The organism is Dyadobacter sp. HNCC25DJ185 (genome assembly GCF_056895195.1).
The window spans coordinates 271,827-288,831 of record NZ_JBXHAR010000004.1; the positions used below are offsets into that span (position 1 = coordinate 271,827).

11 protein-coding genes are annotated in these 17,005 nt (G+C 43.7%); 7 read left to right on the top strand and 4 right to left on the bottom strand.

All coding sequences use genetic code 11. The features are described 5' to 3' along the window. The first annotated feature begins 60 nt into the window (after positions 1 to 60). The 5 genes from AC1XUF_RS13040 (at position 61) to AC1XUF_RS13060 (ending at position 5,611) form a co-directional block, all read left to right on the top strand. A complete protein-coding gene (locus AC1XUF_RS13040) occupies positions 61 to 1,884 on the top strand; it encodes a PorZ beta-propeller-like domain-containing protein (RefSeq protein ID WP_483342240.1) in 1,824 nt (607 codons plus the stop codon). Between the two features lie 46 nt (positions 1,885 to 1,930). Then, the gene (locus AC1XUF_RS13045; protein WP_483342241.1) at positions 1,931 to 2,575 is read left to right on the top strand and encodes a uridine kinase family protein; all 645 of its coding nucleotides are present in this window, start codon (positions 1,931 to 1,933) and stop codon (positions 2,573 to 2,575) included. A 57-nt stretch (positions 2,576 to 2,632) separates the two neighbouring features. Next, complete coding sequence (locus AC1XUF_RS13050) at positions 2,633 to 3,349, top strand: hypothetical protein (RefSeq protein WP_483342242.1); 717 nt, start codon at positions 2,633 to 2,635, stop codon at positions 3,347 to 3,349. A gap of 133 nt (positions 3,350 to 3,482) precedes the next feature. Then, the gene (locus AC1XUF_RS13055; protein WP_483342243.1) at positions 3,483 to 3,635 is read left to right on the top strand and encodes a lasso RiPP family leader peptide-containing protein; all 153 of its coding nucleotides are present in this window, start codon (positions 3,483 to 3,485) and stop codon (positions 3,633 to 3,635) included. A 32-nt stretch (positions 3,636 to 3,667) separates the two neighbouring features. Continuing rightward, the gene (locus AC1XUF_RS13060; protein WP_483342244.1) at positions 3,668 to 5,611 is read left to right on the top strand and encodes an asparagine synthase-related protein; all 1,944 of its coding nucleotides are present in this window, start codon (positions 3,668 to 3,670) and stop codon (positions 5,609 to 5,611) included. Here the strand turns inward: AC1XUF_RS13060 and porU2 (AC1XUF_RS13065) are convergent, their stop codons facing one another. After that, the gene (gene porU2, locus AC1XUF_RS13065; protein WP_483342245.1) at positions 5,612 to 8,905 is read right to left on the bottom strand and encodes a putative type IX secretion system sortase PorU2; all 3,294 of its coding nucleotides are present in this window, start codon (positions 8,903 to 8,905) and stop codon (positions 5,612 to 5,614) included. 66 nt (positions 8,906 to 8,971) lie between these two features. Next, complete coding sequence (gene porU2, locus AC1XUF_RS13070; RefSeq protein ID WP_483342246.1) at positions 8,972 to 11,941, bottom strand: putative type IX secretion system sortase PorU2; 2,970 nt, start codon at positions 11,939 to 11,941, stop codon at positions 8,972 to 8,974. Between the two features lie 313 nt (positions 11,942 to 12,254). Here porU2 (AC1XUF_RS13070) and AC1XUF_RS13075 point away from each other — a divergent pair, with 313 nt between their 5' ends. Then, positions 12,255 to 12,857 (top strand): collagen-like triple helix repeat-containing protein, encoded by a 603-nt coding sequence (locus AC1XUF_RS13075; protein ID WP_483342247.1) that lies wholly within the window; start codon positions 12,255 to 12,257, stop codon positions 12,855 to 12,857. Positions 12,858 to 13,108: 251 nt separating this feature from the next. After that, entirely contained in the window at positions 13,109 to 14,635 is a 1,527-nt protein-coding gene (locus AC1XUF_RS13080) for a malate:quinone oxidoreductase (RefSeq protein ID WP_483342248.1), read from the top strand. A 280-nt stretch (positions 14,636 to 14,915) separates the two neighbouring features. On the opposite strand, the gene AC1XUF_RS13085 is transcribed toward AC1XUF_RS13080, so the two are convergent. Beyond that, the gene (locus AC1XUF_RS13085; protein WP_483342249.1) at positions 14,916 to 15,761 is read right to left on the bottom strand and encodes a sugar phosphate isomerase/epimerase family protein; all 846 of its coding nucleotides are present in this window, start codon (positions 15,759 to 15,761) and stop codon (positions 14,916 to 14,918) included. A 3-nt stretch (positions 15,762 to 15,764) separates the two neighbouring features. Beyond that, entirely contained in the window at positions 15,765 to 16,973 is a 1,209-nt protein-coding gene (locus tag AC1XUF_RS13090; RefSeq protein ID WP_483342250.1) for an FG-GAP repeat domain-containing protein, read from the bottom strand. Positions 16,974 to 17,005 lie beyond the last annotated feature (32 nt).

Sequence of the window (17,005 nt, forward strand, 5' to 3'; positions counted from 1 at the left end):
GTTTCTCAAAATAATACCCTTTTTATGTGCCGGAGCAGGTCAAACAGAACAAAAAAACACATGCAAGTGCCTGCAGTGTTTTTCTTTTTTTTCCTGATTATTTCAAATCAGAGTGTTCAAGGCCAGTCTATTCCATTAGGCCAGTGGGAGACCCACTTCAATTATCTTTCTGCCAGGCATGTTGTAAGGGTCAAAGACCATGTTTTTTGTGCCTCTTATAATGGGTTGTTCAGTGTTAAAACCGGAGATCACCAAGTCGAAACCTGGTCGAAAATTAACGGGCTCAACGAAACAGGAATAAGTGCATTGGGGTATAGCAACGAAGATAACTTGCTACTCCTGGCTTACAGAAACGGCAACATAGACTTTGTCTATTTAGACGAGGAATCGGATCTCAGCCGGGTCGAGCCATGGCGGGTTTTCAATGAAACGCAGGGGCTACCGGAAAATAAAACCGTCACGCGAATCGCTTTCAAGGATGGATCGGCTTACCTGTGTACCAATTTTGGCATCGTTATTTTGGACATCCACCTTAAACAAGTTGTAGAAACCTACCGCTACATTGGTGCAAACGGGACCCCTGTGTCGGTTACTGACATTTGCTTTGCATCAGATTCTATATTCGCCATCACTTCACAAGGGCTTTTATCCATTTCTGATCAGCCATCGGTCAATAAGCAATATTTTGAAAATTGGAAAAAAGTGACCGCGCCCGGCGATCCATTGTCGCTGGTTAGCTTTAACGGTTCGCTTTACTCGGGAATTTCGGGCAAAGGGATATTTCAGAAGGAGAGTGCCGGCTGGAAATCGATCTATTCCTCCAATAGTAAAACCTATTCGGTTTCCGTTTCATCCAATGCTCTAATCGCAACGCTTGAAAAGGAAATTGTGAAACTGGATCCCGGTAATAAAGTTCAAACTTACAACGATCCCACTTTTGACTTTCTTAATGAGACGGTTGAAACAGAGACTGGTATTTTTTGGACCGCTGATCATTACAAAGGCCTGCTGAGCAATCAAAGCTCAGCCTTCCAAAGTATGGGCCCAGAACAAAACGATACTACATTGATCCCTCGGCAGGATTCTTCCATCATTGACCTTTCGGGAATTTCCTGGACACGCCTTCCAGATTACCTCGGTGGTGGTATATTGGCAAAAAGCACATTAAATCAGCAGCAAAGAATTTTGTCCACCTCTATTGGAAACGGAAGTCTGCCTTCATCAACCATCAATAGCCTGGCGATGGACAAGGATGGTTTTATTTGGTTCGCAAGTGACAAAGGAGTCGGGTATATTGTACCGGAGGGCGTTCTGGATGGTGAACGGGTCGATGCTATTCAGCCTATTTATGGACAGAGAAAGCTTTTTGCAACTGAAAAATGCACTTCACTGGCTATCGAGCCTGGCAACAGGAAATGGATCGGCACAAGAACCGGTTTATATCTATTCAATCCAGATGCAACAGAGTTAGTTCAAAAGTTTACAGCCAGGGACACCCCTCTCCCTTCTGATCAGATTTCAGTCTTGCGATTCGAAGACTCAGCCGGAGTGCTTTGGGTTGAGACTACCAATGGATTAGTATCCTATCAGAGCAATGCCTCTTCACCTGCTGAAAATCTTGATCACGTGATCATTTTCCCCAATCCGGTCCGTCCAGGATATGGTGGCCAGGTTGGAATAAAAGGCTTAATGCCGGAATCGACGGTCAAAATCACTGATCTTTCCGGCCGACTGATTTACCAAACCAAATCAGAAGGTGGAACGGCATCCTGGAACCTGAATGACTATACTGGCAGGCGCTCCAAAGGTGGCATCTATATGGTGCTCATTGTCGCTGGAGACGGAAGTGCGAAACTCGCCGGCAAATTGGCCGTTATAGAGTAAAGTGATAATTTATGTTTTATTTCAGAATAAGATCCAAATCTCGGATATGACTACTTCAGAAAAAATGCCTTATATCGTGGGTATAACTGGCGGAAGTGCCTCGGGTAAAACTTTTTTTATGAAAAGCCTTATAGATGCATTTGCAAAAGAAGATGTTACAAGAATTTCCCAGGACAATTACTACCGCCCGATTCACGAAATCCCGAGAGATGAAAATGGCGTGGAAAATTTTGACCTGCCCGAAACGATAGACCATCATTTGTTTGCCGAACATATCGCCGTACTACGGGCCGGGCGGGAAGTCCAGCAAAAGGAATACACTTTCAATAATCCACTGATCACGCCGGAAGTTCTGGTTTTCGAGCCGAGGCCCATCATCATCGTAGAAGGGATCTTTGTCTTTTATTTTCCCGAAATCTCCCGGCTAATCGATTTGAAGATATTCGTGGATGCCAAAGAACACGTTAAAATAAAACGCAGGATTATTCGTGATAATAATGAACGTGGCTATGATCTGGACGATGTACTGTACCGCTGGGAACACCATGTAGCGCCGACCTATGACAAGTTCATCCTGCCGCTCCGTTCCGAGGCGGACATGATCATCAACAACAATTCACGCTTTGACACCGGTCTGCAGGTTCTGATCGGCTTTTTGAGAGGGAAACTGGCAGAGCGAAAAAGTAAATAGCTTTGTGTACTTTTGGTTATCTTAATACGAAGGATTATTCTTAAAAACAGGTTGCAAATGAAGATCTTTACACACATTACAGCAATGACTTTTCAAAAATTCAGCTTTTTTCTGGTTGCTTCCATTCTTGTCCTCTCATGCAAGCATAATTCTACTGAACCAATAGACCCCTACAGTTATTATCCTCTTAAAGTAGGTTGGTTTGCAGTTTACGATGTGCACGAAGAAATCTACTCATCCGCACAGAAGGATCCCATAATTAAAACCAGCCAGGAGAAAGATGAGATTGAAGAGGTTAAGGTTAACTCTGAGGGGATTTCGACTTATACTTTTTCCAGGTCTACCAGGGCCAATTCAAGCGAGTACTGGCAGAAAGTGAAAGAATATACAGTCCAAAAGTATCCGGACAAAATATTGACCAATATCGACAATCAGACATTCTTTTCGCTCGTCTTTCCGGTTGACTCCCGGATTACCTGGAATGGTAATACCTACAACAACCAGGAGGCAGAGGATTATCATTACGAAGACCTGAACCAACCGGCCATAGTAGGCGAACAATCTTTCCACAAAACCTTAACCGTCGTAGAACGTAAAGACACGTCAATCATCAATAAGTACGTAGGCATCAAGCGGTATGGTCTCGGTGTAGGGCTGCTTTCCGACGATCAGACAAACTTTGAATTTTGCCAAAGCGATGATTGCATAGGATCCGGAAAAATAGAGTCAGGAACACGAAAAACGCGGATAATAGTGGAATTTGGGGGTCAGTAATAATTGCTAAAAATATCTTCAAAAACGCCTCAACTTGATTTTTTCATATTTAAAGTCAACAAAGTTTGCAAATTAAATTTATCTGTCTAAATTTACAACGGATATTGGTATATAGTCATCTAACAATTTAAAAATGAAAACAGTGAATTCGCACTCTACACAGACAAAAAAGTCTTATCGCAAACCGGTTTTGAACAAATTCGGTAATGTGGCTAAATTAACGAAGGGAAAACAAGGCGGTAGCCAAGATATAGATCCAACTGACTTTAATTTTAGTCCGGACTGATTTCGGTTTAAATAAACTTTTGCTTCCTGTTTATGTTGTTTGAAGGATTAATTCTTAGTAAAGACTTTGAATACAATCTTGAGGACGTAAAAAAGGGATATAATAGTTGTTTGCAATTTAATAATGGTTTTTTTGGAGTCGGTTTAAACTTGGCTTCCAATTCTTTGACGAACAGCTATTTTGGAGCGGTCGCTCTAATTAATGAAGAGACAAAATATTTGAGTAATTTAACCGCTCAAAATTTTGTCTCTTTGTCTTTACAGAATTTTCTGTCAAACATCGAATCAAACACCTTTGGTGTCAGCGCTTGGTTTTGTGAGGAGAAGCAGCAAGTTATCTTAGCAAGAGACTTGTTTGGCTTGATCCCTCTCTTTTATCTTCACGTACAAGGCCAGTTCATTTTGTTCTCCACAAATCTGGCATCTCTGGTACAAAATCCCAGAGTAAAGAGTTTGATAAGTATCAATTCCAAGCGGATCAGTACATACGGCACCTTTCTAAAAGATTCAGGATCCGGGTACGAGACAAATACATTTTATAACAACATCAAAACAGTGCCACCGGGGCATTTGGTTGAAATCACATCAAAAGGAGTTTCTACGAGACCATACTTTCGGTTTAAACCGTCTCGCTGGGCAAATCTATCTAGTGCCGCGGAATTTGGGGAGGAGTTTAGGGCTAAATTTTTAAGTTCGGTTGGAAATAATCTGATAGACCCCTCTGAGATAGTTGCATCGCATCTGAGCGGAGGTCTTGATTCTTCATCAGTGAGTACGGCAATCAAGTTTTTATATCCCAATCATTCCCTGCATACCCTTTATAATATTTCGAGCGGGGCCGACACGGATGAGAATCTACTCGCAGCAGAAGTTTCTAAAAAAATCAATTCTACTCACCATGAAATAATTCAGTCTGAAGAGGATTTCAGTCTGTTCAATTTATACATTCCCCTATTCGCCCAACCCTCATCGACTCTACTGAGTCCCTCTTTTAACGGCAGCTTGATGCAACACGCCAAGTCCTTTGGAGCAAATGCGATTTTTAATGGAAGCGGCGGCGATTCAATCGTTGGAAGTGGCCTGGAATTGATCAATCGATCATTTGAGAACGGTAATTGGGAACTCGTAAAGGATTTATTGAAGAAGAGGGTCAAGTATTTTTCACATTCAGATCAATATAGTCGGTGGAATTTATACTCCGAAGACAGAAAATACAATTTGGTGGTGCAGAACTTTCTTTTCAGAAGATTGGCGCCACAGCTAGTCCAACTATCCCTGAAAGATTTTTATAAATTGTATTCTGAGGTATCCTCCCATTTTGACATTTCCTATCCTTATCTATTAAAGAGAGGGGTCAAAAGTTTATTAGATAGAGTTAAGAAAGGACAGATCATTCCGTCTAAGTCTATTTTGGTTGATGACCTAGCCAGATTGGTCAGCGGCGCTGAAGGCCACAATACCGTAAAATTACTGGAAGACGGCACTTCGAGTTTATACGAGCAGTCGATGCTTGATATTTACAATGCTCAGGATTTGTTATCTCATGAACAAAACTTCGCGCTAAGCAATCATTACGAGATAGACAACCGTTCTCCGTTTTATGATAAGGAACTTTTTGAGCTCTGTATGGCTGTTCCTGACATTATCAAGTATGGAGACGGGATCGGCAGGTCACATTTCAGGGAAGCAATGAAAGGCTTGTTACCAGAAAGTGTACGGTGCCGAAGTACTAAAGCGCACATCAGATCGCACGGTCAGAAAATTGCTACACGTCTCTACAATCAATCCAGGGATTTTTTGATGGACTCAACCGAGGTTTGGAATTATGTTGACAAGGCAAAGTTCAAACAACAGGTGAAAATCCTGCAAAATGATAAAATCCCCTATCTACACAAAATTCATACCTGGTTTCACATATCACGGACAGTGTCACTGGCAGTTTGGCTTGAATGGCTCAAGGATGTGAAAAGTCGCTGACTATTTCACCAATATCACTTTACCGGTCAGCTGCTCAACAGCCTTGCCATCAACCGTATTCAAGAATATCTTGTAAGCATATACGCCCGATTGTAGCGTACTGGCAGGCAGCCAATACCATTCTGTTGTCAACGCAGAGGATATCAAGTCAACTTCATTTTCCTCCATCAGGACCCCGGCTTGGTTATATATTAAGTACTTGACAGACTTAAAATTCCGTTCCTTCGTGAGTTTTGTTGAAAACCTGATGTAAGACGAGGCTGGATTAGGACTTACGATTATCTGAGCCATGTCATAAACAGAGTTTTCTATCTTAAAACGTATCCTGTAGGGCTGTACAAGTGCATTCCCGGAACGATCGTTAGCATTAACTAATAATTCAAATATCCCTGCCTCAAGATTTGCTGTGAGAAAATCCAATCCGAAGGTTTTTGTATCAAGAGAATCTACTTCAATTTCACTTGCGTAATAACTTACCTTTTCAAAATCACAAAGTTCATCTCCACAGCGCTTAATAAAAATTTCCACGAGAGACGTATCGGCAAGTAATTGCCTGTCATCTCTCAACACCAGACTTATCTTGGGATTTGCTTCGATGGTCTCGTCCTTCTTAATCAAGCGATCATCAAAAAACACGGTTAGAATTGGAGGTACAATATCCTTGATGTTGGCTGACGAATAAACACTTTTGTCTTTGACAAAATCCCAATCCACGTCCAACTCCGCTATGTTATTACTAGTGTTTAATTCGCTAATAGTATGGTCTGGATCAATATGAACCTGAAACTTCTCAATGTCTCTGTTATTCGGAAAAGTTACCCGTACGGTGTCTTCATAGGGGAAAGATTGAATGAGCCCGGTTTTCACAATATCCCCCTTTTTTCCGAAATAAGTATATTTTATGGGCACAACCTGACCCGCGACATATCTGCCTTGATTGGAAATTGCGATCGCTACCCTTAACGAATCCGATTCCTGGATTGTCTTGTTACCTGACTCGGAAAATAAGGTTAGGCTCCCGTCGGGATCCAGCGAATAATCGGCCTTGGCGACAGTAATTAACTTCAACGCAGGATCTCCCTGTAATAATGATTGATGCACATTGGCAATACTATATTTGTCCTTATCTCTGGATATAATAGTATTGGCCACTGCCACCATAATTTTGCCTATCGACAAATTAACCGTCGATGGTTCCACAAACATGTTTTTATAAAGCTGTTCGAGATATCTGGACGCGGGACTAACGAAACTCTCAAATGAGTTCGCAATGATCGCGACCGTCCCGCGATTCGGCGCTAAGATCCAATCGAGCGACAACGTAATTCTGTCTGTTGACGTCGGATTGGTATTGTAGCGTGCGCTGAAGATGTTACCAACCCCGCATCCATTAAAATACATCATTGGATATTTTTTCGAGTTGTTATATCCCCTCGATGCATCGGAAATGTATCCCATGTCCAAGTCTGTAACCGTTGGAGAACCGTGACCAAAATAGGTGATTAAGCCCACACCTTTATTCACATCAGCTGTGATGTTGACGGATTCTACCTCCGCCATTGCCTGCTGCTTCACGTAGGGAGTTACCTTCCCTCCCACTACTCCTTCTTCAACGCTCGGCACCAATGCTCCTAATAAACCTTTCATCTGAGTTATTTCATCTACATTTTTGCCTCCATTTAAATGGAGAAAATTCTTCCGCCAGCCATAATCGCCTATTGCATTCGATTCATATTCTTTCACTTTCGCGAGATAATCATGAATGTGTTGATTTGTAATCGCTGCCACGCGACCAACTGGGATAGCAGGAACGTCAATGGCGGTTCCAGCGAGTCCTGCCACAAGCAGAAGGTCCGACGCAGGATATCCTATCGTTGGAACTTCATCTGGAAGTTCCCTTTTCATCCTCTCATTATGTGTGATAGACTTGCCAATCAAAAAAAGATATTTGTCCTTAGCCCCATCCGAAAGCATATAAGCCATAAATTTCTTTATGGCAAGAGGGCTCGGCTCGCCGTAATTGAATTGATTGTAAATGTCCGTTATCTTGACAACGAGAGGCTTAAATCCACCCCCAGCTTGCGATGCCCTGTAGTTAGCATACTCGATTGCGCCATCGTATAAATTATCAGCAGTAACAATGACATAATTAGGTTCCTTCGAACTAATGAAAGTTAAACCAACCGCTTTAATTTTACCTGCTGCAACACTGGTAATCTCGTTAGTGGCAAGCAAAGTGGCAGGTTTGCCCGAGATACGAGGAATCATTAGATTTTCTTTGGTGCCTTGGATTACTACTGGGCTGTCCGGATTAGATATATCCAGAAATGAAAGCCCCGTAGCCGCGCCTTTGATTTCAGCCCTGCTTACATTGCCTGATGTCGATTTCAAATAAAACTCTTTGCTTTTCAGAGCATCCATTTGAAAGGTCTGGGAATATCCGAGGGAGTAATATGCCAGGGAAAATCTGTCGGTTGGATCAGAGGCAACGGATTTAAAGGCAAGAATTCCATTTTTGTTGTCGTCCGTATCGTCTGCACTCAGGTCAAAAGAATACTCTGTTCCCTCAAAACCAGAGCTGTTGAGAGAACTCACAAGTCTCAAAGATTGTGCATTCTTTCCTACATAAATTTCAATTTTTCGGCCATTATTGCTTCTTCCGTGCAAAAGCAACTTGATAAATGGCCTTTCCGAGTTACTGCTGAAATTTTTAAGCGCAAAGTTAATGCTCATCAGGGCACCCACTACCTGTACTTTTCCTGTTCTGCTGGCTCCCAATTCAAAATAACTATTAAAGAAGTCCGGCCTGATGGGATTTTGTGTGCTTAGAGAGTAGTCAGTTTGGAAAATCGTGGTCGCTAATTCTTCGTGAAAAGGCAGCAATTCTGAAGCATTGTTAACCGGCAGATTTACGACTTTGGCACGGGCTCCCGCAACTTCCCCAACAGTTAAAAAATAGGACTCCTCGTCAGAATACATACTAAAATAGGGATTCAAGCGAGAACTCATTGGTCGGTAAAGCAGCGAGTCCAATGACCCGTCGTTGGGCAATGCATAAAATAAGATCTCATTATTTGTGGTACTAATAATGGATACTTGCTTGCCCCGCCGCCACAATTGTAGCTTTTCAGGCTCGCTTACCGAAATTTCCTTGGGCAGGGCAGAAAAAGGGATCCTGTGAATCCCTTTTTTAGTTGTCCCTATCTTCACGTAAGGCTTACCATAGCTGATCCAGCTGTTTGAGTAAGGAGCCGACCATTGTGCTTCTGCTTGTTGCAGATTTATAAAAATCAAGCAAAGCAACAATACTTTAAAATTAATCCTGATGAAAAACATCTAGTGTGTATTTAAAATAACAAATTATTTCTTAATCACTTTGCGATAGTAAACATCATTATTATCAGTGGTAATTTTCAAAACATAATTACCGCTTGATAAATTAGAAAAATCAGCCTTCGTGCCTACCCCGGTTTTTCTCACAAGTCCTCTGATATCCAAGATGTTCCAATACTTAATATTAACCGGCGCCTTCAAATCGATGTCAGCGAAATCTATCACTGGATTTGGGAAGGTTGTCAATACATTAGTTCCCTCTCTCGTCACCGATACTATTCTCGAATAAGTAGCTTTGCCATCGACTGATCCGCCGTCTTTCCCAGTAACTGCCTGATCGACCTGAATAAGTCGATAGTAGCTTATTCCAGGCAAAGGTTGGTCATCGATCAGATGGTACTCACTTTCGATATTTGAATCGCCTTTTCCCTCAACCCGACCTATCACTTCGAAATTCTTCGCGTTATAGCTTCTCTCAACAATGAAATGACTGTTATTCACCTCAGAACTTGTTTTCCAAGTCACATCAACTTGATTTGGGCTGGATTCCTTCGCCGAAAAGGAGATCAGCTCCACAGGAAGTCCGCCCTCGGTGCTGAGGAGAATTTTGAGTGCCGGATCGCCTAGGATAATTGTTTGATGAATTTGGGCCTGATCCTGAATATAGGCGGTCGCAGTCCTCGCGTCCTTGTCTCCCATTCTGAATCCGGAATTAGATTTCGTTTGCTGTGCAACAACCTGTAAAATCTTACCCAGGGTTTGTCTGTCTGCATCAGATTTTGTGAACATTTCAGTATACACTCTCTGCATGTAATTATTACAACTGCTAGCATAACCTGACCAAGAATTTCCAAACACCGCCACTGCACCTTTATTGGCACTTAACAACCAGTCAAGCGACTGTGGTCGTGAAGTTGACGTATTCACAGTTTCTGCAAAGTTGTTACTGAATACATTAAGTATATCACAGCCATTGTAAAACATGATCGGATATTTCCCCGGATTGCTGAAGTTTTTCAGGGGATCGGAAACATAGCCGAAATTAAAATCTGTCTGGTAGGGAGCGCTGTGCCCAAAATAGGTGATCATTCCTACGCCGCCCGGATTTCCTACCGCAGGTGCAGGAAAATTAACTTGCTTATAAAGCGTGTCGTTTTGTATCGTAGCATCTGTTGCGACCGGTTTTTTAGCCGAATAAACCTTGCCTTTAAAAATAGCAGAATTCACCTTGACTGCCGCATTCACTAGATTCAGTGCATGATCGTCGATTTCTGAATCCGTCTTGCCTCCACTGAGGTGTACCACATTCCTCCGCCAGGCAAGACCGCTTTTTGTTGCTTCGTACGATTTAACTTTGTCCAGATACGCCATAGCCTGATCGTTTGTAATGGCAGGAATTCGGCCAAAGGGAATAACAGGAACGTCGGAATCAGTTCCCTGAAGACCTTCGATTAGCAAAAGATCAGAGCCTGGAAAGCCGAATGTCGGAACTTCGTCAGGCAACTCCTTGGTGATCCTGTCGTTTCTGGTAACAGATTTGCCCATCAACAACAGATATTTATCTTTATTACCATCTGAGACCATGTAATCAACAAATCGCCGGATAGCCAATGGGCTCGGTTCACCATAATTAAATTGATTATACAAATCGACGATTTTAAAGACCCCGGTTTTGTATTTTTTACCTGGAGAATCTGTCTTACGATATTTGGCAAATTCCTGAGATGCCGCTAGCAACGTCGTATTACTGACAATCATATAATCGTAGTCCGAGTTCGTAATAGAAGTAAACTGCACTGGCGTGACCTTTTCAGCCGCGACGTTATTGGTCGTTACAGTAGCTAATAGGGTTAACGGTAGTGCATCCGGTCTAGAAAATATAAGGCTCGCAGCACTACCCGTTATATTTCTTGGGTTACTCGCATCAGAGATATCATAGAACTTCAGTGTTCCAGCTGGCGGGGAGGTTATCGTTATCCGGCTTGTTGACCCTGAGGTGGCAGCAGGAAAATTGAAGTTATACGATGCGGCTCCCCCCATATCAATTTGTTGCTTATAGGTAACATTGTAATAAGTCACAGAAAATCTATCCGTAAAAATATCCTGCGGAGTGGTATCGATATTAAACGCCAATGTTCCCGTACCGGCATTCAGGTCGGAGTCCTGAGCAGTGAAATCGAATATCCCATATTTAAAACCTTCGATAGCGATCTTACCTGCTTCACGAAGAGATCCCGCATCTTTCCCTATCCATATCCGGATATTTCTGGTATTTGCTCCACTTGGCGCGTAGTTTGTCCGCCCATGGACCAATGCTCTTATTCCAGGGGCCTCTGATCCTGATTGTTTTCTCAGGTTAATAGGAAAATTTGTAAACTTAGAGTGGGATGCATCATCTACCAGTATTGCACCCGATCTAGTTTGCCCATCTTCCATGAAACTATTTAAATTCGTCGGGCGGATTGGGATATTGGTTGCGTGGGTGTAGCTTGTCTGATAACCCACGTGATCTGTCTGAATGTGATAGGATAGCATTTCAGTCCCGCTAGGGTCATTAATGTTCACGGTAACGGCCCTTTTGCCATCAGGCGAACCGATGGTCAGAAAATAGGCGCTCTCATCTGAGAACATACTATAGTACGGGTCGACTCGGGCCGAATTTGGCCGGAAGAGATACTTATCGGATTCTCCATCATTGGGCACACCGTAAAACTCAATGTCAGTTGCCGTAGCACTTGTCAGGGCAACTTCAACGCCACGATGGTATAGATGAAGGGTATTCGCATTTGCACCTCCCATAAAATCGCCTGGAAGTGTTACTTTTTGGATTCCCTTTGTGGTTATCCCGATACGAAGCCATTTTTGATTGTACTTACCTTGTAACCACTCATTTCCGAATGATCCGTTCCAGGCCCCTTGCGCGACAACTGTTTCAGTGATAAGTGTGCATAGTAGAGAGGCGACAATGAAGAATTTTGTAAAAGTGCGTTGAACCATAAGTTGCTAGATTTTTCGGCAAAAATTTATTAAAAATAGCAATGGTTCACGACATTTTACAATGGCTCAACAAATTAATCACACCAATGTGAACTAATTCGATAACAAAAATTGCCAAACATGGCCCTGCTTCATAATATGGGTCACTCTGGTACAATTTTTGTATTTTTATTTCTCATAAGTAATTGCACAACCTCCTATTATCTTCTGAATTCTAGAATATCCCCTGGATCGCCATTTCCATAGGTATTTTTGGATTTTTATAGTTACTTTGCTTATATACGTATATCGACTAACCAAACTTGTTCAAACTATGCTTAAGAATTTAATCATTATCACGTTCCTGGGTATGTCTGTCATTCTCGCCAGCTGCGATGGCCCCAAAGGGGATGTAGGCCCCGCGGGACCAAAGGGAGATACAGGGGCACAAGGCCCCAAAGGAGATTCCGGGGTTAACGGGCAAGATGGGCTAAATGGAATTGGCGCCAGAGTGATTTCCACCGGACCTGTTAAGAGTTATAAAGGAGGATATACACTTGGAAAATCGAACCTGACAAGCGCTGACTCAATATTCTTTGCCAACAGCGTTGTTCAGGTATTTGTAACCGCAAATCATAAAACGTTCAATCAAAGCAGAACCTATGGAATGCCAGGAAAAGCTTGGTTTGACACAACTGTTTACACTGATTATGAATTTTTTACGCTATATAGAAGTTCAAGATTCTATGTTTCACTTGTCGCCGATAACTGGTCCGAAGAGCAAGATACCGCACCTGAACGTGAATTTCAGGATATCAGGGCAGTCATTATCCCGGCAACAGAATTCAGAGCGAACGGTGAAGTAAATTACTCAAGCTATGAAGAGACCATGAAATCACTTGGATTGACGGAGGCCGATGTAATTATGGCGGATTAATCCACTCCAATCGCTCGAAAAATAAATTGTTATTAAAGGTCGCGTACTTGCGGCCTTTTTTATTTCACTCTCCTCAAATTAAAACAAATCAAGTTTTAATTGCCACCTTTCAAGAACTTGTAACCCGTCATAACTTTTATTTTTGAAATTATACTATTTTCGAAACAAAGAGTGTTCTATACGTTGTTACGCATACATATCTTGTACTATTCCGGGTTTGTCGCCTGATTAACATACTTACTTTTTTCGTTATGAATACCAAAAAGTCTTCAAAAACGAGCACCCCTGATGTGGTTTTAATTGGGGCCGGGATCATGAGCGCAACACTGGGCGTCCTGCTCAAAAAGTTGAATCCTGCCATCACTATCTCCATCTACGAACGGTTGGACAGGGTAACAGCCGAGAGCTCCGATCCCTGGAACAACGCCGGCACAGGTCACTCTGCATTTTGTGAACTGAATTACACCCCCCAACTACCCGACGGCTCGGTAGAAACTAAAAAGGCCATCAAAATTGCCGAGTCTTTCGAAGTCTCCAAAGAGTTTTGGGCATACCTGGTCGAAAATGGGATTATTGATTCTCCTGATACATTTATCCACAATATTCCACACATGAGCTTCGTGTGGGGTGACGAAAATGTTGATTATTTGCGCAAACGCTTTGAGGCGCTTACAAGTCATCATCTTTTTCAAGGAATGGAGTATACCGAAGACCAGGAGGAAATCGCTGGCTGGATACCTCTCGTCATGACCGGCCGCCGGCCAGACGAAAAAGTTGCTGCAACTCGCATGAAACTGGGCACAGACGTCGATTTCGGTACACTGACCAAATCGATGTTCGACTACCTCGAAAAACAGGAGGGCGTTGATTTATTCCTGAATCATGAAGTCTCGGATATCGACAGAAATCGTGATAAATCATGGAACATTGAAGTTAGGAATCGTGCCACAAACCAATCAGGCAAGGTCAGTACCAAATTCGTTTTCATCGGCGCAGGTGGGGGTTCGTTGCTGCTCCTTGAAAAGTCGAAAATTCCAGAAGGTAAAGGCTTTGGCGGATTTCCCGTGAGTGGTCAGTGGCTGGTTTGCAACAAACCTGAAATCATTGAGCAACATCAGGCGAAAGTATATGGAAAAGCTTCTGTGGGGTCCCCGCCTATGTCGGTACCTCACCTGGATACCCGGATGATCAATGGAAAAAAAGCGTTACTCTTCGGACCTTATGCCGGCTTCTCGACAAAGTTTCTGAAAAACGGATCTTATCTTGATCTGCCCGCATCTATCAAACTCAATAATATTAAACCCATGCTGGCCGCGGGAATCCACAATATCCCACTGACCAAATACCTCATCGACCAGGTCAGACAGTCGCCGGAAGATCGCCTGGCGGCATTGAAGGATTATCTGCCTGAGGCACGTCTGGAAGATTGGGAACTTGAAAAGGCGGGCCAGCGCGTACAGGTGATCAAGAAAGACAAGAAAGCAGGGGGCGTGCTCGAATTTGGGACCGAAATGGTAACCGCTGCCGATGGGTCACTTGCGGCATTGCTCGGCGCCTCTCCGGGTGCTTCCACGTCGGTCTCGATTATGATCGACCTGGTCCATCGCTGTTTCAAGGAAGCAAAAACAACTGAATGGCAGGAAGGCTTCCGAAAAATGATACCCTCTTTTGGGAGTTCGTTGGCAGCCGATGAAGAACTCGCTGCTAAAACAAGGGCCTGGACCAGTGAGGTTTTGCAATTGAATGCGCCTCATCTCGAAGAAGAAATTACAGCATAGCAGCTATTTAGAAATAGTTTTTTGCCTCAGTTTAGTCTCCGCCTCCTTTCTGCTGAACAAGACGGGGCGGAGTTTTTTTATGACATCAAAGTCAACTAAGTCCGAATAGTGCTCCGGGCCATGCTGCTGAGCATCCCGTTGCTGATCAGTGCTTTTGCTTTCAACGTTCCTGAAAATTCAATCATCGCTTCATCCGTTTCCCCATGCAAGAGCACCTGCCTCCCTAAATTGATCCTTGAAAATTTCTGGCCGGGAAACGGGTTATGATGGATGCGGCAGCCTAAAAAGCGAGCGATCTCAAAAACTTCAGCCCTTCAACGGCAATCGCTTCTTTTGATGGCTCGACTTTACGCCAGATCGATGCTGCTTTGGCGATGACTTTCACGTCGGGGGTAAATGATTCGATGACAATATCACCTTGGTAGTTAATGTTATCCAATGCAGCGAAGATGCGGTCCCAGTCGATCTGGTCACCGCCGGGCGTACCGCGGTCGCTCCCCGACGCATGCAGTAACCCCAGTTTGGCACCTGCCTTTTTAATCGCCAATGCAGGATCCTTTTCTTCCAGGTTCATGTGAAAGGTATCCAGGTGCACCAGCAAGGCATTGCTGCCCACGTCTCGAATCAGGTCGAGCGCCTGGTCGCAGGTATTGATGAAATCGGTTTCGTAACGGTTCAATGGTTCAATAGCAAGTCTTACCTGCTTCTCTTCTGCATAGGCTGTCAAGGTTTTGAGATGTTTGACAACCATATTCCATTGCTTTACTTTCTTATCGTCCGGAACAAGGTTAGCCCGTCCTACTTGTGAATAAAGCGGTCCGGCTACCAGGTTTGCCCCGAGAACAGGTGCAATATCTACCAACGTCTGGATATAGTCCAGCGATGTGATCTGATCCTTCCGGTTTCCTCTCAAATCGCGGCCTGGCCCGGTTGCCGCGCAAACAGAGCGACATTCCAGTTCATTGTCATCCAGTGCTTTTCTTATAAAAAGAGGATCAATATTCGTCGGCTCCTCCACAGCTATTTCCACAAAATCGAACCCCCATTCCTTGAATTGCGGGAAGTAGGACACACTTTCGTTTGTGAAAGGCGAAGAAAACAAATACGTATTGATCCCGAATTTCATCCCTTATTTTCCTTTCTGTTGTATAAAAATCCTGACGCCCTTTTTATTGCCGGTCACAATGTCCAGCAGTCCGTCATTATTGATGTCTTCCACAGTCACATGCAATCCAATACCCGAATCGGTGTCGATGTCATGCCTGATCCATGTGGGTGTTTTTCCCGGCTTATACTCAAACCAGGTAACCAATGCAGGCTCGAATTCCCCCGGATCGTTCCCGCTATGGGCAAAATATCTCTTCCCTGTCACAAAATCCATATTCCCATCTTTATTCAGGTCCACCAGGGCCACTCCATGCGTCTGAGAAAAAGAATTATCGATCACATGGTGTTTCCATTCCACGTTACCCTGCGCATCCTTCATTTGTTCGTGCCACCAGATGCCGTAATTGTGCGCCGAAGCACTTAACACATCATTCAGTCCGTCGCCATTTAAATCCATCACATACATCTGCGAGGCATCCTGGCCCAGGTCGGCGGGATGAAATTTCCAGTCTGCATCCTTCGGATGTTTGGCCGGACCTCCTTCCGGGCCTTCCCACCAGCCGTTCCGCACGATCACATCTTTCCGGCCGTCGCCATTGATATCCCCATACCCGATTCCATGCGTGTACATGTGCGTGGCATTGTTGGGATCATTGCTGACCACATATTTTTCCCAGTTAACATCGCCCTTTTGGGAAGGCGATTTCAGCCAGATCACCTTCTTACCGGTGGGATCATTGCACAACAAATCCATACGACCGTCCCCATCCATATCTACCAGCATGGGCGATTCATTCCCCACTGCCGAATAAATCTGGTGCGCCGGCCAATACCCGGGTTTATTTTTGGGATTTTCGTGCCAGTACGCCGCTTTTCCGGGCCAGTCTATGCGGATCAGATCGATCCAGCCGTCCTGATTTACATCCATTGCGAAGTCCAGAAAAGAGTCGGAGTAACTTCCGTTCGCTACAAATGTGTCTGGTTTCATCAACTCGTGGGCTTTCCAGCTGGGCGCTTCAAACCAGTAGGCACCGGCAAGAACGTCTTTTTTGCCGTCCTTGTTCACATCGCCCATCGCGGCTCCTTCTGAAATAAATCTTTTGGTCAAGTCTGTTTTTTTGAAAACGAGTTCTTTTCCTTTCGACTGAGTTTGGGCAGTAGCGATTTGAGCTGACAGCAGCAAAAGCGGACCCAGGAAAAGCCATTGTAATTTTTTTCGGGTTAAAAGCATCTTATCTATTGGATTTAGGATTTCAATTCATT